The organism is Telluria beijingensis (genome assembly GCF_030770395.1).
GTDB lineage: Bacteria > Pseudomonadota > Gammaproteobacteria > Burkholderiales > Burkholderiaceae_D > Telluria > Telluria beijingensis.
The window spans coordinates 5286621-5311968 of sequence record NZ_CP132480.1 but is presented as its reverse complement, the minus strand read 5'-3'; the positions used below and the strand labels follow the sequence as shown (position 1 = coordinate 5311968).

Sequence of the window (25348 nt, the reverse complement as noted above, 5' to 3'; positions counted from 1 at the left end):
TCGTCAGGCGAGCAGTTGTTTGATGGTCTGTTTGATCTGGTTCACGCGCGCCGCCAGGTCGGGCATGCTGGCCGTGATGCGCAGCTTGTCCTGGCCGGCCAGCTTGACGTGGCGGTTCTTCTGGATCAGCGTAATGATTTTGAGCGGATCGATCGGCGGCTTCTCCATGAACTGCAGGCTGGCCGCCTCGCCGTGGGCATCGATCTTGACGATGCCGACGGTCTTCGCGGCGATGCGCAGGCGGTGGGTTTCGACCAGCGCCTTGACGGCGTCCGGCATCTTGCCGAAGCGGTCGATCAGTTCTTCCTGCATGCTGTCGATCCGGTCCTGGCTTTCGCAGTTGGCCAGGCGCTTGTAGATCGACAGGCGCTCGTGCACGTCGCCGCAGTAGTCGGCCGGCAGCAGGGCCGGCACGTGCAGGTTGATCTCGGTGGTCGACGACAGCGGCGCCGCCAGGTCGGGCTCCTTGCCGGCCTTGAGCGAACGCACCGCCTCGTTGAGCATGTCCGAATACAGCTGGAAGCCCACTTCGAGCATCTCGCCCGACTGGTTCTCGCCCAGCACCTCGCCGGCGCCGCGGATCTCCAGGTCGTGCATGGCCAGATAGAAGCCGCTGCCCAGTTCTTCCATCTGCTGGATCGCATCCAGGCGGCGCTGCGACTGCTTGGTCAGGTTCGCCAGGTCGCTCACCAATAGGTAGGCATAGGCCTGGTGGTGCGAACGGCCGACCCGGCCGCGCAGCTGGTGCAGCTGGGCCAGGCCGAACTTGTCGGCGCGGTGCATGATGATGGTGTTCGCGGTCGGCACGTCGATGCCGGTCTCGATGATCGTCGTGCACAGCAGGATGTTGAAGCGCTGGGCCACGAAGTCGCGCATGACCTTCTCCAGGTCGCGCTCGTGCATCTGGCCGTGGGCCACGCCGATGCGCGCTTCGGGCAGCAGTTCCTGTAGCATCGCGCGCCGGTTCTCGATGGTGTCGACCTCGTTGTGCAGGAAGTAGATCTGGCCGCCACGTTTCAGCTCGCGCAGGCAGGCTTCGCGGATGATCGAACCGTCTTCGCTGCGCACGAAGGTTTTGATCGCCAGGCGCTTCTGCGGCGCGGTGGCGATGATGGAAAAGTCGCGCAAGCCTTCCAGCGCCATGCCCAGCGTGCGCGGGATCGGGGTCGCGGTCAGCGTCAGCACGTCGACCTCGGCGCGCAAGGACTTCAAGGCCTCCTTCTGGCGCACGCCGAAGCGATGCTCCTCGTCGATGATCACCAGCCCCAGGCGCGTGAATTTCACATCGGGCGACAGCAGCTTGTGGGTGCCGATCACGATGTCGAGGGTGCCGTCGGCCATGCCCTTGATCGCATTATTGATCTCCTTGCCGGTGCGGAAGCGCGACAGCTCGGCGATCTTCACGGGCCAGTCGGCGAAGCGGTCGGCAAAGGTCTGGGCATGCTGTTCGGCCAGCAGGGTGGTCGGGGCCAGGATCGCCACCTGCTTGCCGCCCATGACCGCGATGAAGGCGGCGCGCAGCGCGACCTCGGTCTTGCCGAAGCCGACGTCGCCGCACACCAGGCGATCCATCGGGCGGCCCGACGTCATGTCCTTGATCACGTTGTGGATTGCCTCGGCCTGGTCCGGCGTCTCGTCGAAGCCGAAGCTCTGGGCGAAGTTTTCGTAATCGAGACTCGAGTATTCGAAGGCATGGCCCTGGCGCGCGGCGCGCCGCGCATACAGGTTGAGCAGCTCGGCGGCCGTGTCGCGCACCTGCTCGGCAGCCTTGCGCTTGGCCTTTTCCCACTGGCCCGAACCCAGCGAATGCAGCGGCGCGTCCTCGGGCGAGGTGCCCGAATAGCGCGAGATCACATGCAGCTGCGACACCGGCACATACAGCTTGGTGTCCTTGGCGTATTCCAGGTGCAGGAACTCGGTCTCGCCTTCGCCCAGATCCATGCTGGTCAGGCCCATATAGCGCCCGATGCCGTGGTTGATGTGCACCACCGGGTCGCCGATCTTGAGCTCCGACAGGTCGCGCACCATCGACTCGACCTGGCTCGTCGCTTCCTGCTTCTTCTTGCCGGCGCGCCGGCCCGAGCCCGCGTACAGCTCGGTCTCCGTGATGAACACCAGGTGGCCGGATTCCGCGTCGCTCAGCTCGAAGCCTGCCTGCAGCGGGGCCACGCCCAGCGCGAGTTTGGCGTCGCCCTGGCGGAAGCCCTCGAAGCCTTCGACCGGCGCCAGGTCCAGCCTGTACTCGCCGAAATACTGCTGCAGGGTCTCGCGGCGGCCGGCCGAATCGGCGCAGATCATCACGCGGGCGTCCGTGCGGAGCAGGTAGGCGCGCAGGTTGGTCAGCGGGTCGTCCAGGCGCCGGTTGACGGCGATGTCGGGGATCGGGGCCGACAGCTCGGATGCCGGGGCCGCGGGATCGCGTGCGATATTCCAGCGGCCGTGCGGCTTGATGCAGGTGAAGAACTGCTCGGCGCCCAGGAACAGCTCATGCGGTTCCAGGATCGGCCGTTCGCGGTCGGTTTTCAGGAAGCGGTAGCGCGATTCGGTGTCCAGCCAGAAGCGCTGGATCGCCGCGTCGATGTCGCCCACCAGGGCCACCGGCGCCTCGGGCGGCAGGTAGTCGAACAGGTTCGCGGTCTGGTCGAAGAACAGCGGCAGGTAGTATTCGATGCCGGCCGAGGCGATGCCGTTGCCGATGTCGCGGTAGATCGGCGAGCGCGTCGGATCGCCTTCGAAACGCTCGCGCCAGCGGCCGCGGAAGGCGGTGCGGGCGGCGTCGTCCATCGGGAATTCGCGGCCAGGCAGCAGGCGAACTTCGCGCACCGGATACAGCGAGCGCTGGGTGTCGGCATCGAAGGTGCGGATCGATTCGATCTCGTCGCCGAACAGGTCGAGCCGGTAGGGCAGGGCCGAACCCATCGGGAACAGGTCGATCAGGCCGCCGCGCACCGAGTATTCGCCGGGCGACATCACCTGCGACACATGCGTATAGCCGGCCAGCGTCAGCTGGGCCTTCAGCTTTGCCTCGTCCAGGCGTTCGCCCTGGCGGAAGAAGAAGGTGTAGGCGGCCAGGAAGGAGGGCGGGGCCAGGCGCACCAGCGCCGTGGTGGCGGGCACCACCAGCACGTCGCACTGCCCGTTGCGGATCTCGTGCAAGGTGGCCAGGCGTTCCGATACCAGGTCCTGGTGCGGCGAGAACGCGTCGTAGGGCAGCGTTTCCCAGTCGGGCAGCAGGTGGCAGGCGAGTTTGCCGTCCGCAAACCAGGGGATTTCGTCGAGCAGGCGCTGGCCGTCGCTGGCATTGGCAACGACGACGGTGAGCATCTGGCGGTTGGCTTTGAGCGCCAGCGCGGCGGTGGCGATGGCATAGGCGTCGGACGAGCCATGGGCCAGCGGCAGGACGAAACGGTGGCCTGGCTTGGGGAGGTGCTTCTTGAGATCGAAAGGCATGCAGCGTGCTGTTACGTTCGCGTCAAAAGTAGGCATTCATTATAGACGAAGGCGCAAGGGATCACCGGGACGCGCGCGCGGTGGCCATGAGGGGTTGGGCAGGCCGGCACTTGCGCTCCAGGCGTTTACGTAATATTCTAAGTTACGAGAAATCACATGGAGTTCGACGATGTCCCATTTTCACGATCCGGCCATGATCGCGCACTACCACGACGGCCCGCCGATCTTCGTCCCCGGCTTCGCCGACATGCAGCGCATGGCGCGGGTCTTGCTGGCCGAGCGGGCGCCGGATGATGCGCGGGTGCTGGTGCTGGGCGCCGGCGGCGGCCTGGAACTCAAGGCCTTCGCCGACTCTCAACCCGGCTGGACCTTCGACGGCGTCGATCCCTCGCGCGCGATGCTGGACCTGGCGCGCCGCACGGTCGCGGCGCATGCCGGGCGGGTGCGCCTGCACGAAGGCTATGTCGACGTGGCGCCGCAAGGCCCGTTCGACGCCGCCTGCTGCCTGCTCACCATGCACTTCATGGCGCCTCCCGAGCGCCGCCATGCACTGCGCGCGCTCCACGAGCGCCTGGAACCGGGCAGTCCCTTCGTCGTCATGCACCTGAGTATTGCGCAGGAGGCGCCGGAACGCGCACGCTGGATGGCGCGCGACGAAGCCTTCGCGCTGGCCAACGGGGTGGCGCCGGATCTCGCGCGCCGGCGGCGCGAGGGCATCCTCGCCAACCTGTCGGTGCTGGCGCCGGGCGAAGACGAGGCGCTGCTGCGCGAAGCCGGCTTCGAGGATATCGACGTGTTCTATGTGGGCGGCGCCTTCCGGGGCTGGGTGTGCCGGTCCCGGGCTTGAGCTTGCGCCGGAACTGGCGCATGATCGGGGTTTGCCTGATCAATAAATACACAAGGAGACCCCATGCGCCGCGCCCTGGCCGCCATCCCCCTGACGCTCGCCTTCCTGCCATTGTCAAGCACCTCCGCGGCGCCGCCGCCTGCACTGGTCCTGTTCGACGGCACACCGCGCCCCGGCATCGCCGTCGCGGCGCTGGCGCCGGACAGCGTACACCCGCTGCAGGGCGAGCGGGTCGATGCCGATGCAGGCATCCGCGCCAAATTCCCGAACGGCGCGATCGCGCTGGCGCGCAGCGACGGACCGGGCGGCGCGCCGGCGCTCACTTTACGCTGGAAGGACATCTGGAAGAGCGGCATCCTGCTGCAGGGCGCCCCGCAAGACCTGCGGCCCTATCTCGCGCGCGGCACGCTGGCCTTCGACCTGAAGGTCGACGCGCTCGCGCAGGGCGGCATCATGTTCAAGGTAGGGTGCGGCGAAGGCTGCGAGCGGCATGTGTCGCACGTGGTGCCGGGCCGCGCCGCCGAAGGACAAGGATGGCGCCGCGTCGTGCTGTCGATGTCCTGTTTCGCGCGCGACGGCGACGATTTCAAGGCGGTGCGGCGGCCCTTCCTGCTCGAGGGCACCGGCAGTGGCGAGGTCGCCATCGCCAACGTGGTCTTTTCCCAGGGCGGCACGCCCAATACGCCGTGTCCCGACTGGCGCACGGTGGCCGTCACGCCCGACATGCTGAACGAATCGTGGTCGATCTCGTGGTGGCTGCCGCGCCACCGCCAGAAGCTCGAGGATGCAAAGCGCATGGTGGCCGCCGGCCGCGGCCCGCAGTTGGTCTTCATCGGAGACTCGATCACCGAGGGCTGGGGCAAGGACGGCGCCGCCGTCTGGCAGCAGTATTACGCGCGCCACGACGCGATGGAGTTCGGCTTCGGGGGCGACCGTACCGAGAACGTCCTGTGGCGGCTCGAGCATGGCGCGCTGGACGGCCTGGCGCCGAAGGTGGCGGTGCTGATGGTCGGCACCAACAATACTGGGCGGCGCAGCGACTTCCCGGCCATCACGGCGGCCGGCATCGCGCGCAATATCGACGAAATCAAGCAGCGCCTGCCGCATACCCGCATCCTGCTGCTGGCGATCTTCCCGCGCGACGCGGCCCCGGACGGTCCGCTGCGCCGCATCAACGACGCCATCAATGCGCGCCTGCCGGCGCTGGCCGACGGACGCCAGGTGTTCTTCCTGGACGTGAACCGGGCATTGCTGCGGCCGGACGGCACGCTGTCCGAGGACATCATGCCCGACCTGTTGCACCCGAACGCCGCCGGCTATGCGATCTGGGCCAGGGCTATGCAGCCGGAACTGGAGCGCCTGATGGCGTTGCCGCCCCTGTAGGAGCGTCGGCGGCGCGCCGGTTGGCGATCCCGAACGGCACGTGCACCATCGGGATCGTGCCGCCCGGCCCCGACCTGAGGTGGGTGAGCTGGTCGTCGAAGAAGATGTGCGGCTTGAACACCGACAGCACCCGGGCCTTGTCCATGCCGCCCAAAAAGAAGGTCTCGTCGGCCGAGACGCCCCAGCTACCCAGCGTGGTGACGACGCGCTCGTGGGCCGGCGCGCTGCGCGCCGTGATGATGGCGATGCGCACGATGCGGCGGTAGCCGGGATCGTCGCGCTCGGCTTCTTTCTCGAGCTGCTGCAGCATGGCCAGCTTGCGGAACATGGTGGCCAGCGGTCCGGGCTGGTGCGGGCGCGCCATGTGCAGCGTCTCGTGGGCGTGGAATTCGCCCAGGCCGTCGCGCTTGAATACCGTTTCGGATTCGTCGTCGGCCAGCACGCCGTCGAAGTCGAAGGCCACCCGCAGCTCGATGTCATCGGTGTCTTCGTCGAGGGCGACGCGCGACGGCAGCACCAGGCCGGCCGGGTAATCGACGTCGATCGCGCTCCGGACGTCTTCCTCGTTCGCGCTCAGGAATAGCGCGGCATTGAAGGCCGGCAGGTAGGGATAGGGGGATTTGCCGGTCATGAACACGGCGCGCGAGATATCGAGCCCGTAGTGGGCGATCGAGCGCATCACGCGCAAGCCGGTTTCAGGCGAGTTGCGGGACAACAGCACCACTTCGACCGGCGCCTGCTGCGGGAAGCAGCGGTTGATGCCGAGGAAGCGCCTGATGAAGGGAAAGGCCACGCCGCGCGCCAGCACGACGTCGCGCTGGCGTTCCTGGTAGGCGCGGTATTCGTCCGGGCCCTGGTCGAGATAGACCTGGTGCGATTCGGACAGGTCGAACAGCGCGCTGGAGGCGACGCCGATCACGAGTTTTTCTTCGATGGGAAAGGGCATTCCAGGGTCCTGTCATGCCCTGTCGGGCGACCTAGGTATTATCTGCCTTGCTCGCCATTTTGACCAGCAGCGCCACCGCCGCCACGGCGCCGGCCAGGGCCACCACGGCGAAGATGCCGCCGATCCCGAACTGCAGGCGCGCCAGTTCGGCCACCAGGAACGAGCCGGCGATGCCGCCCAGGCGCCCGAAGCCCATCATCCACGCCACCCCGGTGGCCCGGCCCTGGGTTGGATAGAAGGCGGCCGCGAGGGCGGGCAGCGAAGACTGGGCGGTATTCATGACCACGCCGGCGACGAACACCACCGCCATCAACAGGCCGAGGTTGCCCGCGCTCTGGCCGATGGCGAAGATGCTCACCGCCGTCAGCGCGAAGCCGGTCGCCACCACCGCATTGGCGTTGTAGCGGTCCATCAGGTAGCCGAAGAACACGGCGCCCACGCCGCCCAGCGGGAACAGCGCGGCGACCAGGGTCGCGTTCTGGGTCGACAGGCCGGCATCCTTGAACAGCAGCGGCATCCAGTTGATCAGGGAATAGAAGATCACCAGGCCCATGAAATAGGCAGTCCACAGCATCAGGGTGCCGAGGAGGTAGGGACGCGACATGATCACGGCCATGCCGCTGCCGGCGCTGCCGCCGGGCTTCTTTTCGGTCATCACGAAGGCGGTGGCCCGGTCGGCGCTGGCCGAGATGCGGCGCAGCGCGGCGCGCACCTGCTCCTGGCGTCCGCCGCGCGCCAGCAGGAAGCGCACCGATTCCGGCAGCACCAGCACGATCACGATCCCGACCAGCACCGGCGCCACGCCGCCAAGCAGCAGCACGCTGCGCCAGCCCCACTGCGGGATCATCCAGGCCGCCAGGAAGCCGCCGAAGGCGGCGCCCAGCGGAAAGCCGCAGAACATCGCATTGGTCAGCATCGCGCGGCGCTTGTCCGGGCAGTATTCGCTCATCATGGTGACCGCGTTGGGCATCGCCGCGCCCAGGCCGATGCCGGTGATGAAGCGCAGCACCGCCAGCTCGGTGAGGCTGGTGGCATAGGCCGACCAGGCGCAGGCGGCGCCGAACAGCAGCGTCGACACGCTCAGCACCAGCTTGCGGCCGAGGCGGTCGGACAGCGGTCCGGCCAGCACGGCGCCGCTGGCCAGTCCGAACAGCGCCGCGCTCAGCACCGGCGCCAGCGCCTGGCGCGACACGCCCCATTCGCTGATCAGGGACGGCGCGATGAAGCCGATCGCGGCGGTGTCGAAGCCGTCGAGCAGCACGATCAGGAAGCACAGGGCGAAGATCAGCCATTGGAAGGGCGTGAACCGGTTCTCGTTCAGGAATTCCTGGACATCGACTGCGCCGGCGGCGCGGATATCGTCTTGCATGGTGCTGTCTCCACTATTCATTATGATCTGCGGCGCTATTGCGGTGCCGGTAATATTTATGAATCATAACCATATTTTCGGCGGAACGGAAGCGCCGCTGTCGTCCGCCCGGCCAGCACCGTTGATCGTGACGAAATAGGTTGCCTGTGCCGGATATTTGGTTATAAAATAAAATCATTATAAATTGAAAACAAGGCGCGATGGACACCACCGGCGCGCCGTCACAGGAGACACAAGCATGACACGTAGCATCCAGGCCCCGCATCGCCACCCGCAATCCACGTTCGCGCCGCGCCGCCTCAGGATCAGCCACCTGGTCGCCCTGGCCTGCGCCAGCGGCATGGGCGCCGCCGTGGCGCAGGAGGCGCCGTCCAAGCCCGACACCGTGGTCGTCACCGGCACCCTGATCCGCGGCGCGGCCCCGGTGGGCGCGCCGGTCAGCTCGCTCGACCGGGTCTCGATCGAGAAATCCGGCGCGGCCAGCACCAGCGACCTGCTGCGCCTGCTGCCGCAGGTGCAGAACATGGGCGCGACCGACAGCCACACCAGCAATGCCCAGAACGCGAACCAGAACATCACGATGGGTTCCGGGATCAACCTGCGCGGCCTCGGCCCCGAGTCTACCCTGACCCTGGTCAACGGCGTGCGCATGGCGCCGGGCGGACTGGCGGCCCAGTACACCGACCCGGCGACCATTCCGCCGCTGGCCATCGAGCGCATCGAGGTGATCACCGACGGCGGCTCGGCGACCTATGGTTCCGACGCGGTGGGAGGTGTCGTCAACATCCGCCTGCGCAAGCGCTTCGACGGCGCCCAGTTCTCGGTGCGCCACGGCCAGGGCGCCGACATGCACCAGAACCAGTTCGGCGCCATCCTTGGGCGCAACTGGGATGGCGGCAATGTGATGTTCGCGGTCGACAAGAACAAGCGCAGCCGCCTGTCGGCCGACAACCGCCATTTCTATACAGACGACATGCGGCCCCGGGGCGGTCCGGACGTGCGCAGCTTCAATAGCAGCCCCGGTAACATCCAGGTCGGCTCGACCCGCTACGCGATCCCGACCGGCCAGGATGGCCGCGGCCTGAGCGCGGCGCAGCTGGTGGCCGGCAATCCAAGCCGCCAGAGCATCCAGCAAGGCCGCGACGCGCTGCCCGAGCAGGACCGTATCAGCCTGGTCGGCGCCTTCAGCCAGGAACTGAGCCCGTCGGTGCGTTTCAACCTCGAAGCCTTCGGTTCGGAGCGCAAATACAGCCGCTACGTCGACGCCGCCTCGGGCAGCTACACGGTGCGGCCGGCCAACCCGTTCTTCGTCAGCCCGGTGGCGGGGGCGGCATCCTCGGTGGTCAACTATTCGTGGATCAACGACTTCGGCAACTTCCTGAGCCAGGGCAAGGAGCGCACCGGCCGCGTGATGGCCGGCCTCGATTTCGACGTCGGCGACACCTGGAACGGCAGCTTCTACCTGGCCAGCAGCCGCACCGACAGCAAGTCGCTGAGCCAGAACCTGAACGGCAATGCCGTCAACGCGGCGCTGGCCGACACCAACCCGGCCACCGCGCTCAATCTGTTCTGCGACGGCAGCGCCTTCCAGTGCAATAACCCGTCCACGCTGGCCAAGATCATCGCCTTCAACGACCGCAATTCCTCGTACACGATGCACGACGTCGGCATGAAGTTCGACGGCCCGGTCATGGACCTCCCGGCCGGCAAGCTGCGCATCGCGGTCGGCGGCGAGATCCACAAGGACCGGATGTCGTACTACGAGGACCGCAACAACTCGACCCCGAACAACAGCACCATCTTCCACCTCGATAATTCGCAGTCGATGCCGAAGCGTACCGTCAAGTCGCTGTATGCCGAGGCCAACGTGCCGCTGGTCGGCCGCGCCAATGCGCTGCCCATGGTCGAGCGCCTCGATCTGTCGCTCGCGGTCCGCGCCGACGACTACAGCGATTTCGGATTCACCACCAATCCCAAGGTGGGCCTCGACTGGACCCCGGTCAGCGGCCTGAAGTTCTACGCGACCTACGGCACCGCCTTCCGCGCGCCGACCCTGGGCGACCTCGATCCGATCAACGCCGGTCTGATCAACGTGGTCGACCGCATCGGCGCCGATGGCCGCACCCAGCAGCGCGGCATCGTGCTGCTCGGCGGACGCGAAGGCCTCGACCCCGAGGAAGCCGACATCACGACCTTCGGCGTCAACTTCAAGCCGCAGGCGGCGCCCGGCCTGAGCCTGACCGCCGACTTCTTCAAGGTCGACTACAAGGACCGCATCCTCACGCCCGGCAACGACCTGGCGATCTTCCAGAAGCCCGAGCTGACGCCTTACCTGAACGCGGCGCCGACGGCGGCCCAGCTGATGGCGCTGATGTCCCAGTCGACCTTCACCGGCAATACCGCCGAGCCGGTGGCGGGCCTGAGCTTCATCGCCGACGGCCGCCGCTACAACGCCGGCGTGGTCAAGACCAGCGGCGTCGACCTGTCCGCGCGCTACGACTGGCGCACCGGCTACGGCGTCATGAGCGCCGCCGCCAACGCCAACTACATCTTCAACTACCGCCAGCAGTTCACCCCGACCACGCCCCTGGTCGGCGGCCTGCTCAATACCCTGAACAACCCGGTGCGCCTGCGTGCGCGCGCCGAATTGAGCTGGGCCGGCGAGAACGCGCGCGTCACCGCCTTCGCCAACTTCACCAATGCGTACACCAACGCCACGCTGGCGAACCGTCCCGAAGTCGGCTCGTACACCACCTTCGACCTGACCGCGCAATACGACCTGGGCAAGCTGTTCGGCCCGGCCTACCAGGAGTTGCGCGCCGCGCTGAGCGTGCAGAATCTGCTGGATCGCGATCCGCCGTACGTACAGAACGCGACCCTGGCCTTCGATCCGCAGAATGCCAGTGCGATGGGGCGTTTCGCCTCGCTGAGCCTGTCGTATAAATTCTGATGGCGGCGCGCTCACCAGTTTTGACGCTACGGGCGCTGGCGCTGGCCTCCATGCTGGCGCTGCCGGCCGCGGCGGCCGAACGCCATCTCGAAGGCAGCCTGCCCAACGGCGCCCGCTACAGCTTCGACGTGCCGGCGAACTGGAACGGCACCTTGCTGCTGTTCAGCCGTGGTTATTCAAGCGGGCCGTCGACCGGCCCGGTGCGCAATGTCGCCAGGGGAGAGAAGGAATTGCTGCTGGCGCGCGGTTTCGCGCTGGCGGCGTCCGGCTTCTCTAAGGCCGGCTGGGCGCTGGAAGAAGCGGTGCCCGATCAGGTCGCGACCCTGGACGCCTTCGCGGCCCAGGTGGGCAAGCCGGCGCGCACCATTGCCTGGGGCACCTCGATGGGCGGCCTGGTCACGCTCGCGCTGATGGAGCGCCATCCGGAGCGCTTCGATGCCGGCCTGGCGCTGTGCGCCTCTGCGGCCGGCACGGTCGGCATGATGAACGCGGCGCTCGACGGCGCCTTCGCCTTCAAGACCCTGCTGGCGCCGGACAGCGACTTGCCGATCCTGTTCAATGGTCCGACCGGCGACGGCAAGCGTCAATTGGCAGAGTGGCAGCGCGCGCTCGATGCGGCCCAGGCCAGCGCCGTGGGCAGGGCGCGCCTGGCACTGGCGGCGACCCTGGGCCAGGTCCCGACCTGGATCGAGGCCGGCAGCGCATCCCCCGCGCTGCACGACTACGCGGCCCAGCAGCGGCAGCTGTACCGCGGCTTCATCGGCGCGACCCTGCTGCCGCGCGACGACCAGCTGCGCCGCGCGGGCGGTAATTTTTCGTGGAATACCGGCATCGACTATGCCGCCCAGTTGCGCAGCACTGGGCGGCTTGACTTCGTGCGCGCGCTGTATGCCGAGGCGGGGCTGGACCTGGACGCCGACCTGGCGCGGCTGGCGGCGGCGCCGCGCATTGCGGCCGAGGCCGGGCCGGTGGCCTATATGAAGCGCAATTACGCGCCGACCGGCCGCCTGGCCAGGCCGGTGATGCTCGTGCAGACGGTGTCCGATCCGGTGACACTGGCCGAGTTCAACCGCGACTATGCGCAGACTGCCACGAAGGCGGGCGCCGGCGCGATGGTGCGCGAAGCCTATGTGCAGCGCGTCGGCCACTGCAATTTCAAGCCCGGCGAAACGGTGGCGGCCCTGTTGACCTTGCAGCAGAGGGTCTCCGGCGGCGCCTGGACCGGCATGGCCGCGGCGGAGCTGAATGCGCTGGCGTCCAGCATCGCGCCGGATGGCGGCGACTACACGCCGTTCACGCCGGCGCCGTTCGTGCGTTCCTGTTCCGGAATCGAAACGCACTGTGCGGGTGAGGTTGCAGGCGCGGCGATTCCAGTTTCAGGGAAGTAGCGTGCTGCCTATCTCTTGTTCGTAAGTACGGCGCTTGCAGTCACGATGATTGCTCGCGCTGCACTATCGTCTACTTCAGAGCCTACTGGGCGGGCGGCCGTGTCCATCGCCCTGCGGGTGAATGACCGGTCTTAGCGCGACGGTAATGCGCGATGCTGATGCTATCTTTCTGCATGAGCGATCTGCAGCACTCTGAGATCTGATTGGACTCGTCTATGGCCTCAGACAGAGGATTAGACGCCAGAGCAAATTCTGAAAATGTGGACCAGTTGAAGCCTCCCTGAGGCACATCGTCCCTGCGTAGATCGCGAGTTGCGATATTTTCCATGGTATTTTCCTCTTCGCTACCACTTCGCTGGGGCGGACGTACCACGGCATCAGCCACTCGGCTTCAGAGATATGTTTTCCATTTGGACCAGCGGGTACTGCCAGAGTATTAAATTTATTCTGCTTGGCTCTACCGCACTTGACCATGAGCGTATAGGCTACACTTGGCGTAGTGCCGCCGTTCGTCGCAAGATATTCGGCGACACGTGGGTCACCGGGAAGTTGTAATCGAATTCTCTATCGTGCCGATAAGATTTCCTCAATATGCAAAATCTCATGATCCTTAAAGCCATCGCAATCGAGTTCTAACCCGTAATCAAAATCCAATTTTGCATAGATTTCGCCGGCACTCAACTTTATTTTTCCGATTTCGGCTTCCGGCATGGCGATCCATTCAACTTTGGAGTTTAATGTAGATGCAAGCTCTCTCATTAGCGATTTAAATTCACTTAAATTGATGTTTTCATCAACTATAAATTTCACCGTTTCTGGCGCCTTAACAGTTTTTAAATATTTCATGTATTTCTCTCAATGATAGGCAGATTTATTCTGAAGCGATGCTAGGACCTGATCGCAGTCGGCATCTCCTATTACGTTTTTGTTGACGCTCCCACGTGATTTTTGTGCGGATCCCATGATGTGTCCATATGCCTCAGAACCAGTTTTTTCCTTACTTGCAGCTTTTGCCATCGTTTGTTTCCAAGTTAGCATCGGCTCAGGTTTTCCAGTTGTCGAGCCGGTGTATAGGCCAATGGCTTTTTGCCGATCTTCCATCAGTAGCCGAGCTCTAATTCTCGCCTCGTTTCTCAATCTATGAGCTTGTCTAGCTTGTTTTTTAAGAGTTTGGCTGCAGTCAATCTGACAAGGGATCATCGATTCCTGTTTTAAGTACCAACAGCGCGTTTCGAGATCGGACAAGCTCCCTGGAGTTGGATCAGTAGGGCGTGTACGCACTAGACCTAATGGGTCTACGAAGGCTGTAGGCACAGGGTAAGAATAGAGATTGGTACCACCGCCCATGAGGCGAATAGGGTCTTGCGAGAAGTAACGGGCCGTGTCCGGATCATAATACCTATGACGGTTGTAAAAGAGGGCGGTTTCAGCATCCTCATACTGCCCCTGAAACCGTAACTGGTTTCGGATCCCCGCCTGGCGCGCCGCCGCGCTGATCGCCTCTTTTGCTTGCCCCCACGCCTTGTATTGCGCCGACCACGCAACTTTGCCCTCATGGTCAGTCAATTCCTGCGGTGTGCCCAGACGATCGCATTGATAGAAGACGATCTGCTCCTTGCCGAATGGCTCGGCGTCCTGCTCGTACTCGCCGTTCCACAGCGGATCGAGCGCTATCTCGTACTTGCCGCCGTTGGCCGCCATCAGCGCTTTCACATCGGTGGTGGGCGCCAGTCGAAGTGCCTGGTTTCGGGCGGCCTGCACCAGCGGCACGAAGCTGTCGCGCTCATACACATAGTGTACTGTTCGCTCACCGGCCGAATGGCCCCGGTGCACGCTGTTTTCCAGCGCCAGCGTGTCGCCGTCCCAGCCGTACATGGTCCGGGTTGTCTCCCGGAAGTCAGTGCCTTCTATCGCGTGGCCGTGCTTGGCAATGCGCCTGCCCAGTGGGTCGTAGGCAAAGGTGCTAACACCGTGCCAGGTCGTGGCGCGGGTCATCCGATTGAACGCATCCCATTCATACTCGGACCGCAAGCCGTCCTGGATACGTCTCACGACGTTGCCACGGTCGTCGTAGCTGTAGCTGACACCGGCATATTCCTTGAGCAGGTTGTCCAGTAGCTTTGGTAGCTGTACACGAGAGGCAGGTTCATGCTGCGCGGTAGCGGCTGCCTGGATGTTTCCGGCTGGATCGAAGGCGAAGGTTTCACGGCCCAGTACGCTGTTCGCCGCCAGCAGCCGTCCAGTCGAATCGTAACGGTATTCGATCCGGCCGCGCCGGTTGTCCTCGACGCTGGTCAGTTGGCCGGATGGGTCATAACGGTAACGCCGCAGCATCGCGGCTCGCATGCCGACCTGAAGATCGGGACGGTAGGTGTCGCGGTGAATCTGTCCATCACGCTGTCCAGCCTGCGCGATGGCGCCGAGCTGTTGCTCGATCAGGCGGCCGGCCGGGTCGTATTTCATCGTTTGCAATAGGCCGTTAGCCTGAGTGCGACCGGTTTCCCGATACAGCGCGTTACGCTCGAAGGAAACAAGCTCTTGCCCGTCGAGCAGCAGCCGCGAACGGCGCATCGGACACCGGCGCCGGCGCGCCCGCGGACGGATGGTGCAGGCGCGCCGCGCGCGCCGCCAGGCAGGCATACAGGTCGGCCGCGCGCGCCGGCTTGACCAGCTGGTAGGCCACGCCCGCTTCGCGCCGCTGCACCGGGTCGGCGGCCAGCCGCTCGGGGCTGAGCAGCACGAAATGGGTGTCGGGCGCCGCGGCGCGCAGCACCGGCTCGGCGCGCACCGAGGCCGCCAGCGCGAGGCCGGTGGTCTGGGTCAGTTCCATGTCCAGCAGCGCGGCGTCATAGGGACATCCGGCGCGCGCCGCGCTCACCAGGTGCTCGAAGGCGGCGGCGGCGCTGGCCACGCCCTCGCACGTGGCGCGCCAGGCTTCCAGCTGCTGCACCAGTTCCTGGCGGCTGGCGTCCTGTTCGTCCACCACCAGCACCCGCAGGCCCTCGAGCGTGTGCTGGCGGTGGCCGGGGGCGTCGGGATCGACGCGCCGCTTGTCGAAGCCGACCGTGAACCAGAAGATCGAACCCTGCCGGGGCGCGTTCTCGACGCCGATCGTGCCCTTCATGAGCTCCACCAGCTGTTTCGAGATGGCGAGGCCAAGGCCGGTGCCGCCGTACTTGCGGGTGGTGGAATCGTCGGCCTGCGAAAAGGCGTCGAAGATGCGCGCCCGGGCCTCGCGCGAGATGCCGATCCCGGTATCGTGCACCTCGAAGCGCAGCGCGACCCGCTGCGCGTCTTCACCGGCCACCCGCACCCGCGCCATGATACGGCCCTCCTGCGTGAACTTGATCGCATTGCCCAGCAGGTTGGCCATGATCTGGCGCAGCCGGTTAGGGTCGCCGCAGATCGCCACCGGGATGTCGTTGGCGATGTCGAAGTCGCAGCCCAGGCCCTTGGCGGCGGCCTGCGGGGTGTAGACATTGTGGATGTCGTCCAGCAGGTCCCACAGGTTGAAGTTGATGTACTCGATGGTGAGCTTGCCGGCCTCGATCTTCGAGAAGTCGAGGATGTCGTTGATGATCACCAGGAGGTGCTCGCCGGAGCGCTTGACCAGCTGCGTGTAGTTGCGCTGGGCCTCGGTGAGCCCGGTGGCGAGCAGCATGTCGGTCATGCCCAGCACGCCGTTCATCGGCGTGCGGATCTCGTGGCTCATGGTGGCCAAAAAGCCGCTCTTGGCGCGGCTGGCCGCTTCGGCCGCGTTCTTGGCCTTTTCGAGCTGCTCGGTGCGCACGCCGACCTGGCGTTCGAGTTCGTCGCGGTGGTGCAGCAGGGCCGCGCCGCGGTCCTCGATCTGGGCCAGCATGGTGTTGAAGCTGTCGATCAGCACCCCCAGTTCGTCGCTGCGCGTGTGCGGCAGGCGCAGGCCGTAGTTCTGGCTCACCGACACCTTTTGCGCGGCCTGGATCAGCCGGGCGATCGGCTCGGCGATGCTGCGCTTGAGCGGCCGGGCCAGCCCCAGCGACACCAGCAGCGCGGCGCCCATCGCCAGTCCGATCACGACCAGGCTGGCGAGGATGTCGAGCCACATCGGCAGCAGGTCGGCCTCGATCATCACGGCGCCGACCGCCAGCTCGCCATGGCGCACTTCGTGCACCACCCGCATATGGCGCGCCAGCAGGGCGCGGCCGGCGCGGTTGGCGGCCAGCAGGGTCTCGGGATCGAGGTCGTCGAGCGGCGCCAGGTCGGCGCCCAGGCGCGACGGCGCGCGGTACTCGGCCAGCGCGCGGCCGAAGCGGTCGTACAGCACGGCCGCCGAAATCTCTTGCTGGGCCTCGAGCGCGGCCAGCGTGGCATGCGCCTGGCGCCGGTCGACCAGCATCAGGTCGCCGCTGCTGGCCGCGCCGATCACGCGCGCGAAGGCCGCCAGTTGCAGGCTTTCGGCCTGGCGGTGGTTGACGACCGAGGTGGCGGCGAAGGCCCCGAACACGAACAGCAGCGCGGTCGCCGTCGAGAGCAGCGAGATGATGTTCAGCTTCCGGTTCAGGCTCGAGCGCTCGAAATTCTGCATCGCGGTTCCCGCAAACGGCACAGCGCAGCGGATCCGGCAACGGTGCAGATCCTCCTAGCGGGCAAGATCCCGCAGGAAAAAAATATACGCATTAGGGGAGGGGGGAGCTTTGCGAATCCGCAAATGTGGCAAAGGGAACAATTCCGTGTCGCAATTAGCATCGACAGGCGCAAAAAGAAAGGGACGCCGCGGCGTCCCTTTCCTATCGAACTGTCATGCCGCCATCAGCAGCACGACGCCCGGCTCCCCCCATACCGCGCCTCCTGGCGCTCGCGGAAGAATTCCTCGTACGTCATCGGACGCTCGTCCGGGTGGGTACGCTCCATATGCGCCAGGTAGGTATCGTACTCGGGCAGGCCGACCATCAGCCGCAGGCTTTGCCCGAGGTAGTTGCCGGCCTGTTTGAGGGTGCCGAACATCACTGCACCTGTGGCGCCGGCATGGCGACGTAGGGCGATTCCTTCGCGGTCGGGCCATTCGCCTTGCGCGCCTCCATCACCGTGCGGATGCCGTAGAACAGCACCGCCAGCACCACGAAGATGAAGAAGCCAGCCAGGCTGGCGTTGACGTAGTCGTTGAAGATGATGCGCTCCATGTCGAGGATCGACTTGGCCGGGGCCAGGATCTCGCCCGCGTCGTGCGCCGCCTGGTATTTGTTGGCGTGGGCGACGAAGCCGATGCGCGGATCGCTGTGGAAGATCTTCTGCCAGCCGGCGGTCAGCGTGCAGGCCAGCAGCCAGACGGTCGGCAGGGCGGTGACCCAGGCGTACTTGGCGCGCTTCATCTTGAACAGCACGCAGGTGCCCAGCATCAGCGCGATACCGGCCAGCATCTGGTTGGCGATGCCGAACAGCGGCCACAGGGTGTTGATGCCGCCCAGCGGATCGACCACGCCCTGGTACAGGAAATAACCCCAGGCCGCGACGCACAGGCCGGTGGCCAGCAGGTTGGCCGGCAGCGAGTCGGTTTTCTTCAGCGACGGGGCGAAGGCGCCCAGCAGGTCTTGCAGCATGAAGCGGCCGGCGCGGGTGCCCGCGTCCACGGCGGTCAGGATGAACAGCGCCTCGAACAGGATCGCGAAGTGGTACCAGAAGGCCATCATGGCCGGGCCGCCCACGACGTTGGACAGGATGTGGGCCATGCCTACCGCCAGGGTCGGCGCGCCGCCGGCGCGCGAGATGATGGTGTGCTCGCCGACGTCCCTGGCCATCTGTTCGAGTTCGGCAGGCGTGATCACGAAGCCCATCTGCGACACGGCTTGCGCCGCCGACTGGGCGGTGGTGCCGAGCAGCGCGGCCGGGCTATTCATGGCGAAGTAGATGCCGGGGTCGATGGTCGACGCGGCGATCAGGGCCATGATGGCGACGAAGGATTCCATCAGCATGCCGCCGTAGCCGATGAAGCGGGCGTGCGATTCGTTCTCGATCATCTTCGGCGTGGTGCCCGACGAGATCAGCGCGTGGAAGCCGGACACGGCGCCGCAGGCGATGGTGATGAACAGGAAGGGGAACACATTACCCGACCACACCGGGCCGGTGCCGTCGATGAACTTGGTCACGGCCGGCATCTGCAGGTCGGGGGCGACCACGATGATGCCGATCGCCAGCGCCAGGATGGTGCCGATCTTGAGGAAAGTGGAGAGGTAATCGCGCGGCGCCAGCAGCAGCCACACGGGAATGACGGCGGCGACGAAACCGTACCCGATCAGCATCCAGGTCAGTTCGGTGCCGGTGAAGGTGAACATCGGGCCCCAGGTCGGCGAATCGTGGACCCACTGGCCGCCGATGATGGCCAGCATCAGCAGCACGAAGCCGATGGCCGAGATCTCGCCGATGCGGCCGACGCGCACGTAGCGCGAATAAATCCCCATGAACAGCGCGATCGGCACGGTGGCCATCACGGTGAAGGTGCCCCACGGCGAACCGGTCAGGGCCTTCACGACGATCAGCGCCAGCACCGCCAGGATGATCACCATGATCATGAAGGTGCCGAGCAGCGCGATCATGCCGGGGATCTCTCCCATCTCGGACTTGATCAGGTCACCGAGCGAGCGGCCGTCGCGGCGGGTGGACATGAACAGCACCATGAAATCCTGCACCGCGCCGGCGAACACGACGCCGGCCAGGATCCACATCATGCCGGGCAGGTAGCCCATCTGCGCCGCCAGCACCGGCCCGACCAGCGGACCGGCGCCGGCGATCGCGGCGAAGTGGTGGCCGAACAGGACGTTCTTGTTGGTGGGAACATAGTCGAGGCCATCGTTGTACTTGTAGGCCGGGGTCTGGCGCGTGGGATCGAGGCCCATCACCTTGGTGGCGATGTACAGCGAATAGAAGCGGTAGGCGATCAGGTAGACGCAGCCGGCGGCAGCGACGATCCAGATGGCATTGATGGTTTCACCGCGCTTGAGCGCGATGTAGCCGAGAGCAAACGCGCCCAGGATGGACAAGGCGATCCATCCGAGCATGCTCGAGATACGTTTCATGGGTGACTCCTCCGAAGTGGATTGATGCTTCTTACGCCAGTACCTGCCGGCGCCATTTTGTGCAGCATGCCGTTGAGTATCTTGCACTATTGTCAGTACCGCAAGCGCATGATTACGCAGCCTCTACGTAGTATTGCGTAGGCCGCTCCCTGGCATCGGACGTAGAATGCAGGCCTTCGAATCGAACCATGCGGAAGGCATATGCGGCTGAGGCAAAAAGTGATCGTGCTGGCCGTCGTGCCATTGGTCGTGGCGCTGTGCGCGATCGGGCTCTACGTGCGCCAGCAGGGGGTAACCCTGGCGGCCGAGCAGCGCGCCACGATCCAGCACGCCTACCTGGCGAGCAAGGAGGCCGAGCTGCGCCACTACGTCGAACTGGCGACCCGCTCGATCGCCCACCTGACCCGCACCGGCGACAGCGGCGCGGCCGTCCAGCAGGAGGCGATCCGCATCCTGTCGAGCCTGAGCTATGGCGACGACGGCTACTTCTTCGTCTACGACGACCGGGGCAAGAACCTGATGCACCCGCGCCAGCCGGAACTCGTGGGCACCGATATGTGGGAATGGCGCGACTCGACCGGCGCGCCGACGATCCAGCGCCTGATCGGGCTGGCCAGCCAGGGCGGCGGCTTCCTGCGCTATACCTGGGCCAAGCCCTCGAGCAACCGTCCGGCGCCCAAGCTGGGCTACGTGGTGCCGATCGCGCACTGGAACTGGGTGATGGGCACCGGCATCTACCTCGACGACGTCGAGGCGGCGCTGGCATTGGTGGACGCCCAGCAGTCGCGCAATATCGAAGAGACGCTGCTGTGGATGGCGGTGCTGGCCACGGTGGCGGCGGTGGGCGTGGCCGGCGGCGGCCTGGCCCTGAACATCAGCGAGGGCCGTGTGGCGGACGCCAAGCTGAAGGCGCTGGCCCAGCGCGTGGTGGAATCGCAGGAAGAAGAACGGGCGCGCCTGTCGCGCGACCTGCACGACGGCATCAGCCAGGCGCTGGTGTCGGTGAAGCTGCAGCTGGAGGCGGGCATCATCCGCATCGACGGCGACGCCGCGCGCCGCGAGCAGGGCCGCGCGGGCCTGGAGCGCACCGTCGAGCAGGTGAAAACGCTGCTGGGCGAGGTGCGCCGCATCTCGCACGACCTGCGGCCGACGCTGCTCGACGATATGGGCCTGGCGCCCGCGCTGGACCACCTGGCCAGCGAATTCGGCGAACACGCGGGCGCGCCGGTGCGCTTCCGCGCGGCCGGCGCGGTCGACACGCTGCCGGAAATCGTGGGCACGATGTTGTTCCGCATCGCACAAGAGGCGCTGACCAATGTCGAGCGTCACGCCCAGGCACGCCAGATCGACATGACCCTGGAGCGGGTGGGGGACCTGGTCAGCTTGAGCATCGCCGACGATGGCGTGGGCTTCGACGCCGATGGGGTGGCCGTGCACCCGAAGCGCGGCATCGGACTAAGGAATATGATGGAACGCATGGAGGCGATCGGCGGACGTTTCGCGATCGAGTCGTCCTCCGCAGGCACCCGGGTGGTGGCCAGCATCGACTTGAAGGAGCAGCGCAGTGATTGGTGACGTGAACCGTGAAACGAGAGAAGTGAAGATCCTGCTGGTGGACGACCATCCGCTGGTGCGCGACGGCTTGCGCGCGCGGCTCGAGTCGGCGGCCCACCTGACGGTGGTGGCCGAAGCCGGTTCGGGCGAGGAAGCGCTGGCGCGCGCCGGCGAATTCCATCCCGACCTGGTGCTGATGGACGTGAACATGCGCGGCGGGAGCGGCATCGAAGCCACCTTCGAACTCACCGCGCGCTATCCCGGGATCGCGGTGCTGATGCTGTCGATGCACGACAAGCCGGAGTATGTGAGCCAGGCCATGGCGGCCGGCGCGCGCGGCTATGTGCTGAAGGACGCGCCGGGCAAGGACATCGTGCTGGCCATCGAGACCGTGATGGGCGGCGGCATCTACTACAGCGCCGCGCTGGCGCGCCAGCTGGCCAATCCGGCGGCCCCGAGCGACCAGCTGACGGCGCGCGAGCAGGAGGTGCTCAAGCATATCGCTTCCGGCCAGTCCAATAAACAGATCGCGCGCGAGCTCGACCTGTCGGTGCGCACGGTCGAAACCCACCGCCTGAACATCAAGCGCAAGCTCGGCATCGAAGGCCAGGCGGAGCTGATCCGCTTCGCGGTGCAGCGCGCCGGCGGTAACTAGAAAGCAACCAAGAGTGAACTCCGGATATCCACCGGGAAACATTGCTGTTGCTTTATAGTATTCGGTGCAATAAGATTGACCGAATATTACTGAGAACCACCTTCTATGGCCGAGCAGGGACACTTTCCGCTGGTAGCAATCGACCCGATCGCCAATGCGCAGAACGAATGGGTGGCGCTCAGTGTGCGACTGGCGCCCGGCGCCGACCTGCCGAATCGCCTGCAAGCCGTGTTCGGCGCGACCGAGCTGCTGACGGCGATCGCGCCGCTCGACTGCCTGCTGCACCTGGACAGCCCGGCCGCCTTGACGGTGCCGGTGCTGGCGCAACTGCCGGCCAATCGCGTCGGCCTGGTGATCGCGGCCGCCGCACTGGACGCCAGCGGCGCCGCGCGCCAGCTGGCCGAGCTGCACGCCTACGGCTACCGGATCTGGCTCGACGGCGACATCCCTGACGGCACCAAGGCGCCGCCGGCGCTGCGCGCGGTGGCGCGCGACTGCCGCGCCCAGCGCGACGCCGCGCTGGCGCCGGGCCGCCTGGTGGCCCTGTTCGGACCGCACCTGGCGCACGGCGTCGACGACGCGCGCCGCTTTTCGGCCTGCGAGAACGCGGGCTTCGACTGGTTCGGCGGCGACTATCCGCTGGACCCCGACGCGGCGCCGGCGGCCGACGACGACGGCAGCTCGCGGCGCCGCATCCTGACCTTGCTCGGCCTGCTGGCGCGCGATGCCGAATCGCGCGAGCTGGAACACCAGATCAAGCAGGATCCGACCCTGGCTTATCACCTGCTCAAGCTGGTCAACTCGGCCGCCTTCGCGGTGAACACCCAGATCACGAGCTTCGCCCATGCGATCACGGTGCTGGGCCGACGCCAGCTGCAGCGCTGGCTGCAACTGCTGCTGTACGCGCGCCAGCAGCCGGACGGCTTGCCGAACCTGCTGCTGCCGCTGGCAGCGCGCCGCGCAGCGCAGCTCGAAGCCCTATGCCGCCAGGCGGGCGGCGACCGCGACGCGCAAGACCTGGCCTTCATGACCGGGGTGTTCTCGCTGCTCGACCGCCTGCTGCACATGCCGATGACGGCGATCGCCGATGACCTGTACCTGCCGGACGACGTCGCCGGCGCCCTGACCGGACGCCGCGGCCAGCTGGGCGCCTGGCTGCGGCTGACCGAAGCGCATCCGGACGAAGCGGCGTTGGCAGCGGCAGGCGTCGGCCCGGCCGACTGGTGGGCCAGCCAGCTGCATGCCTACCACTGGGCGATCCAGGTGGGCCGGAATGTCTGACCTGCGCGAACTGGATTCCTTCGACTTCGTCGGCGGCACGACCGCCGTCTGCGACGCCATCCTGCGCCTGCGCGGCGATGCGCTGCACCAGGAACTGGGCCGACTGGCGGCGCTGCTGACGGACAGTCCGGAGGGGCGCTTCGTGCCGGGCGCCGGCCTGATCGACCCGAACCCGCCGGGCGCGCGCATCCTGCGCCACGCGGTGACGGCGGGCATCGAGCAGTTCGGCTGGTACGAGGTCAGCGGCGGCGCCGGGTATTGCGCCGAGACCGAGCGCAAGCTGCTGTCGCTGGCCCACCTGACGGCGAGCCTGATGCAGATGCACGCGCTGGCGCAGCGCTCCACGCACGCGTATGCGCAGATGGAGGCGCAGCTGGCGCACCAGTCGCAGATCCTCGACCAGATCCACGAATCGGTGCTGACGATGGACCAGATGGGCTACATCACCAGCTGGAACCGCGGGGCCGAGCAGCTGTTCGGCTACACGGCGCTGGAAGCGATCGGCCGCAACATCCTGTTCCTGTACGCCGACGAGGAAGAAGACGGCGGCGCCGACATGCAGCCCGACCTGTTCGCGGAGCAGGGCGGACGCATGATGGAAGTGCGGCGCCGGAAGAAATCGGGCGAGGTGTTCTGGGCCAGCCTGTCGCTGTCGCCGCTGCGCGACCTGGCCGACCGGCCGACGGGCCTGATCGCCTACCTGACCGACATCACCGAACGCAAGCAGGCCGAGGAACAGCTGCACCACCTGGCCTATTACGACGAGCTGACCGGCCTGCCGAACCGCACGCTGTTCGCGCGCCTGGTCGACCAGGCCCTGATGGGCTCCCAGCGCAACGACCTTGGCGGCTGCGTGATGTTCGTCGACCTGAACCGCTTCAAGCGCATCAACGACACGCTGGGCCGCCGCATCGGCGACGAGCTGCTGCGCCAGGTGGGCCAGCGCTTCAAGGACGCGCTGCGCGACGAGGACGTGGTGGCGCGCCTGTCGGGCGACGAATACGCGGTGGGGCTGTCGGATATCCGCCAGCACTTCGAGGCGACCACGGTGGCCCAGAAGCTGCAGGCCTCGCTCGATGCGCCGTTCTACATCGGCGGCCACGACCTGCGCGTGGGCGCCAGCATCGGCATCAGCGTCTATCCGCAGGATGGCAACGATGCCGAGACATTATTGGGACTGGCCGATATCGCGATGGAGCGCGCCAAGCGCGCCGAGGCCAACCCGGACCGCAGCGTCGCCTTCTACAGCCAGGACATGAACAAGGGCATGCAGGAGCGCATGCGCATCGAGTCGGGCCTGCGCCACGCGCTGGGCAATGGCGAACTGATTCTGTACTACCAGCCCAAGTTCGAGATCGCGAGCGGGCGCATCGTCGGCGCCGAAGCCCTGGTGCGCTGGGTGCATCCGCAGCGCGGCATCGTGCCGCCGTCCGAGTTCATTCCGCTGGCCGAGACCACGGGGCTGATCGTGCAGGTCGGCGAGTGGGTGCTGGAGCAGGCCTGCGCGCAGGCGGCGATCTGGCAGCGTTCGGGCGTGGCGCCGTTCAGGCTCGCGGTGAACGTGTCGGCGCGCGAGTTCACGCCGTCGTTGCCGGGGCGGGTAGCCGATACCTTGCGGCGTTATCAGCTCGATCCGTCGTGGCTGGAGCTGGAGATCACCGAGAGCACGCTGATGCACGACTTCGAGCGCGTCACCGCCATCATGGACCGGATCACGGCGCTGGGGGTGTCGCTGTCGCTGGACGATTTCGGGACCGGGTATTCAAGCTTGTCGTATCTGAAGCGGTTTCCGATCCAGACGCTCAAGATCGATCGGTCGTTCACGACCGGGATTCCGGGGGATGCGAGCGATTGCGCGATTGCGGGGACCATTGTCAGCATGGCGCGGCAGCTATGTTTGCGCGTGATCGCGGAAGGGGTGGAGACGCTCGAGCAGCTGGAGTTCCTGCGCGAGGCGGGGTGCGATGAGGTGCAGGGGTATTTGTATGCGGCGCCGTTGCCGGCGTATGAGTTTGAGCGGTGTTTGAGGGATAATTGGTTGTTGGTTGGGTGAGATAGTGCCGTGTGCGGCCCGTCGCCGCTTGTCATTGCCGCCGGCCTTCGCACGTCGTTCCCGCGCAGGCGGGAACCCAAGCTTGCATGCATCACCGCAATACGCGAACAACCTGACCAGCCCAGATGATTTATGTATAATGCCGGTTCCTCAAGGAAGCGTGGCCGAGTGGTTGAAGGCAGCNAGCTTGCATGCATCACCGCAATACGCGAACAACCTGACCAGCCCAGATGATTTATGTATAATGCCGGTTCCTCAAGGAAGCGTGGCCGAGTGGTTGAAGGCAGCAGTCTTGAAAACTGCCGACGGGGGAACCCGTTCGTGAGTTCGAATCTCACCGCTTCCGCCATTTCTCACGAGCAAGCCGTTGATTTTCGACGGCTTTTTCGTTTCTAGATTCATCATTTTCTCGCGCTGGAT

16 protein-coding genes and 1 tRNA gene are annotated in these 25348 nt (G+C 65.9%); 9 read left to right on the top strand and 8 right to left on the bottom strand.

The genetic code is table 11. From position 1 onward, the window contains the following. Positions 1 to 3 precede the first annotated feature (3 nt). Positions 4 to 3450 (bottom strand): transcription-repair coupling factor, encoded by a 3447-nt coding sequence (gene mfd, locus Q9246_RS23370; RefSeq protein WP_306393479.1) that lies wholly within the window; start codon positions 3448 to 3450, stop codon positions 4 to 6. Positions 3451 to 3619: 169 nt separating this feature from the next. Here mfd and Q9246_RS23365 point away from each other — a divergent pair, with 169 nt between their 5' ends. Both Q9246_RS23365 and Q9246_RS23360 read left to right on the top strand, forming a co-directional pair. Then, a complete protein-coding gene (locus tag Q9246_RS23365; RefSeq protein WP_306393477.1) occupies positions 3620 to 4297 on the top strand; it encodes a class I SAM-dependent methyltransferase in 678 nt (225 codons plus the stop codon). A gap of 63 nt (positions 4298 to 4360) precedes the next feature. After that, on the top strand, positions 4361 to 5680 hold the full coding sequence (locus tag Q9246_RS23360) for a GDSL-type esterase/lipase family protein (RefSeq protein WP_306393475.1): 1320 nt from the start codon (positions 4361 to 4363) through the stop codon (positions 5678 to 5680). On the opposite strand, the gene Q9246_RS23355 is transcribed toward Q9246_RS23360, so the two are convergent. Both Q9246_RS23355 and Q9246_RS23350 read right to left on the bottom strand, forming a co-directional pair. Beyond that, positions 5634 to 6626, bottom strand: a complete 993-nt coding sequence (locus tag Q9246_RS23355) for a 5'-nucleotidase (RefSeq protein WP_306393474.1) — start codon at positions 6624 to 6626, stop codon at positions 5634 to 5636. The two genes, Q9246_RS23360 and Q9246_RS23355, sit on opposite strands and share 47 nt — an antisense overlap. Positions 6627 to 6657: 31 nt before the next feature. Further along, positions 6658 to 7983 (bottom strand): MFS transporter, encoded by a 1326-nt coding sequence (locus Q9246_RS23350; protein WP_422802400.1) that lies wholly within the window; start codon positions 7981 to 7983, stop codon positions 6658 to 6660. Positions 7984 to 8233: 250 nt separating this feature from the next. On the opposite strand from Q9246_RS23350, the gene Q9246_RS23345 reads away from it, so the two are divergent. Together Q9246_RS23345 and Q9246_RS23340 are read left to right on the top strand one after the other, a co-directional pair. After that, positions 8234 to 10945, top strand: a complete 2712-nt coding sequence (locus tag Q9246_RS23345) for a TonB-dependent receptor (protein WP_306393471.1) — start codon at positions 8234 to 8236, stop codon at positions 10943 to 10945. After that, the gene (locus Q9246_RS23340; protein WP_306393470.1) at positions 10945 to 12333 is read left to right on the top strand and encodes a prolyl oligopeptidase family serine peptidase; all 1389 of its coding nucleotides are present in this window, start codon (positions 10945 to 10947) and stop codon (positions 12331 to 12333) included. The genes Q9246_RS23345 and Q9246_RS23340 overlap by 1 nt, the downstream gene beginning before the upstream one ends. Before the next feature lie 564 nt (positions 12334 to 12897). On the opposite strand, the gene Q9246_RS23335 is transcribed toward Q9246_RS23340, so the two are convergent. The 5 genes from Q9246_RS23335 to Q9246_RS23315 form a co-directional block, all read right to left on the bottom strand. Beyond that, complete coding sequence (locus tag Q9246_RS23335) at positions 12898 to 13179, bottom strand: hypothetical protein (protein WP_306393469.1); 282 nt, start codon at positions 13177 to 13179, stop codon at positions 12898 to 12900. 9 nt (positions 13180 to 13188) lie between these two features. Further along, positions 13189 to 14904: an RHS repeat-associated core domain-containing protein gene (locus tag Q9246_RS23330; RefSeq protein WP_306393468.1), complete on the bottom strand. Its 1716-nt coding sequence runs from the start codon at positions 14902 to 14904 to the stop codon at positions 13189 to 13191. Further along, positions 14849 to 16900: a hybrid sensor histidine kinase/response regulator gene (locus Q9246_RS23325; protein ID WP_306393466.1), complete on the bottom strand. Its 2052-nt coding sequence runs from the start codon at positions 16898 to 16900 to the stop codon at positions 14849 to 14851. Before Q9246_RS23325 ends, Q9246_RS23330 begins: the two co-directional genes overlap by 56 nt. Before the next feature lie 224 nt (positions 16901 to 17124). Further along, complete coding sequence (locus tag Q9246_RS23320) at positions 17125 to 17319, bottom strand: YbdD/YjiX family protein (RefSeq protein ID WP_306393465.1); 195 nt, start codon at positions 17317 to 17319, stop codon at positions 17125 to 17127. Next, entirely contained in the window at positions 17319 to 19385 is a 2067-nt protein-coding gene (locus Q9246_RS23315) for a carbon starvation CstA family protein (protein WP_306393464.1), read from the bottom strand. The genes Q9246_RS23320 and Q9246_RS23315 overlap by 1 nt, the downstream gene beginning before the upstream one ends. Positions 19386 to 19586: 201 nt before the next feature. Between Q9246_RS23315 and Q9246_RS23310 the strand changes: the two genes are divergently transcribed. The 5 genes from Q9246_RS23310 (at position 19587) to Q9246_RS23290 (ending at position 25277) form a co-directional block, all read left to right on the top strand. Beyond that, positions 19587 to 20960 (top strand): cache domain-containing protein, encoded by a 1374-nt coding sequence (locus tag Q9246_RS23310; protein ID WP_306393462.1) that lies wholly within the window; start codon positions 19587 to 19589, stop codon positions 20958 to 20960. Positions 20961 to 20982: 22 nt separating this feature from the next. Next, complete coding sequence (locus tag Q9246_RS23305; protein ID WP_306393458.1) at positions 20983 to 21594, top strand: response regulator transcription factor; 612 nt, start codon at positions 20983 to 20985, stop codon at positions 21592 to 21594. Positions 21595 to 21699: 105 nt separating this feature from the next. After that, positions 21700 to 22875, top strand: a complete 1176-nt coding sequence (locus Q9246_RS23300) for an HDOD domain-containing protein (protein WP_306393456.1) — start codon at positions 21700 to 21702, stop codon at positions 22873 to 22875. Beyond that, on the top strand, positions 22868 to 24928 hold the full coding sequence (locus tag Q9246_RS23295) for a putative bifunctional diguanylate cyclase/phosphodiesterase (RefSeq protein ID WP_306393454.1): 2061 nt from the start codon (positions 22868 to 22870) through the stop codon (positions 24926 to 24928). Before Q9246_RS23300 ends, Q9246_RS23295 begins: the two co-directional genes overlap by 8 nt. A 259-nt stretch (positions 24929 to 25187) precedes the next feature. Continuing rightward, a tRNA-Ser gene (locus tag Q9246_RS23290) sits at positions 25188 to 25277 on the top strand. Positions 25278 to 25348: the final 71 nt, after the last annotated feature.

Excerpts from the sequence above, each read along its gene's own strand:
- mfd (WP_306393479.1), bottom strand. The coding sequence starts at position 3,450 with ATGCCTTTCGATCTCAAGAAGCACCTCCCCAAGCCAGGCCACCGTTTC.
- Q9246_RS23365 (WP_306393477.1), top strand. The coding sequence starts at position 3,620 with ATGTCCCATTTTCACGATCCGGCCATGATCGCGCACTACCACGACGGC.
- Q9246_RS23360 (WP_306393475.1), top strand. The coding sequence starts at position 4,361 with ATGCGCCGCGCCCTGGCCGCCATCCCCCTGACGCTCGCCTTCCTGCCA.
- Q9246_RS23355 (WP_306393474.1), bottom strand. The coding sequence starts at position 6,626 with ATGCCCTTTCCCATCGAAGAAAAACTCGTGATCGGCGTCGCCTCCAGC.
- Q9246_RS23345 (WP_306393471.1), top strand. The coding sequence starts at position 8,234 with ATGACACGTAGCATCCAGGCCCCGCATCGCCACCCGCAATCCACGTTC.
- Q9246_RS23340 (WP_306393470.1), top strand. The coding sequence starts at position 10,945 with ATGGCGGCGCGCTCACCAGTTTTGACGCTACGGGCGCTGGCGCTGGCC.
- Q9246_RS23335 (WP_306393469.1), bottom strand. The coding sequence starts at position 13,179 with ATGAAATATTTAAAAACTGTTAAGGCGCCAGAAACGGTGAAATTTATA.
- Q9246_RS23330 (WP_306393468.1), bottom strand. The coding sequence starts at position 14,904 with ATGCGCCGTTCGCGGCTGCTGCTCGACGGGCAAGAGCTTGTTTCCTTC.
- Q9246_RS23325 (WP_306393466.1), bottom strand. The coding sequence starts at position 16,900 with ATGCAGAATTTCGAGCGCTCGAGCCTGAACCGGAAGCTGAACATCATC.
- Q9246_RS23320 (WP_306393465.1), bottom strand. The coding sequence starts at position 17,319 with ATGTTCGGCACCCTCAAACAGGCCGGCAACTACCTCGGGCAAAGCCTG.
- Q9246_RS23315 (WP_306393464.1), bottom strand. The coding sequence starts at position 19,385 with ATGAAACGTATCTCGAGCATGCTCGGATGGATCGCCTTGTCCATCCTG.
- Q9246_RS23310 (WP_306393462.1), top strand. The coding sequence starts at position 19,587 with ATGCGGCTGAGGCAAAAAGTGATCGTGCTGGCCGTCGTGCCATTGGTC.
- Q9246_RS23300 (WP_306393456.1), top strand. The coding sequence starts at position 21,700 with ATGGCCGAGCAGGGACACTTTCCGCTGGTAGCAATCGACCCGATCGCC.
- Q9246_RS23295 (WP_306393454.1), top strand. The coding sequence starts at position 22,868 with ATGTCTGACCTGCGCGAACTGGATTCCTTCGACTTCGTCGGCGGCACG.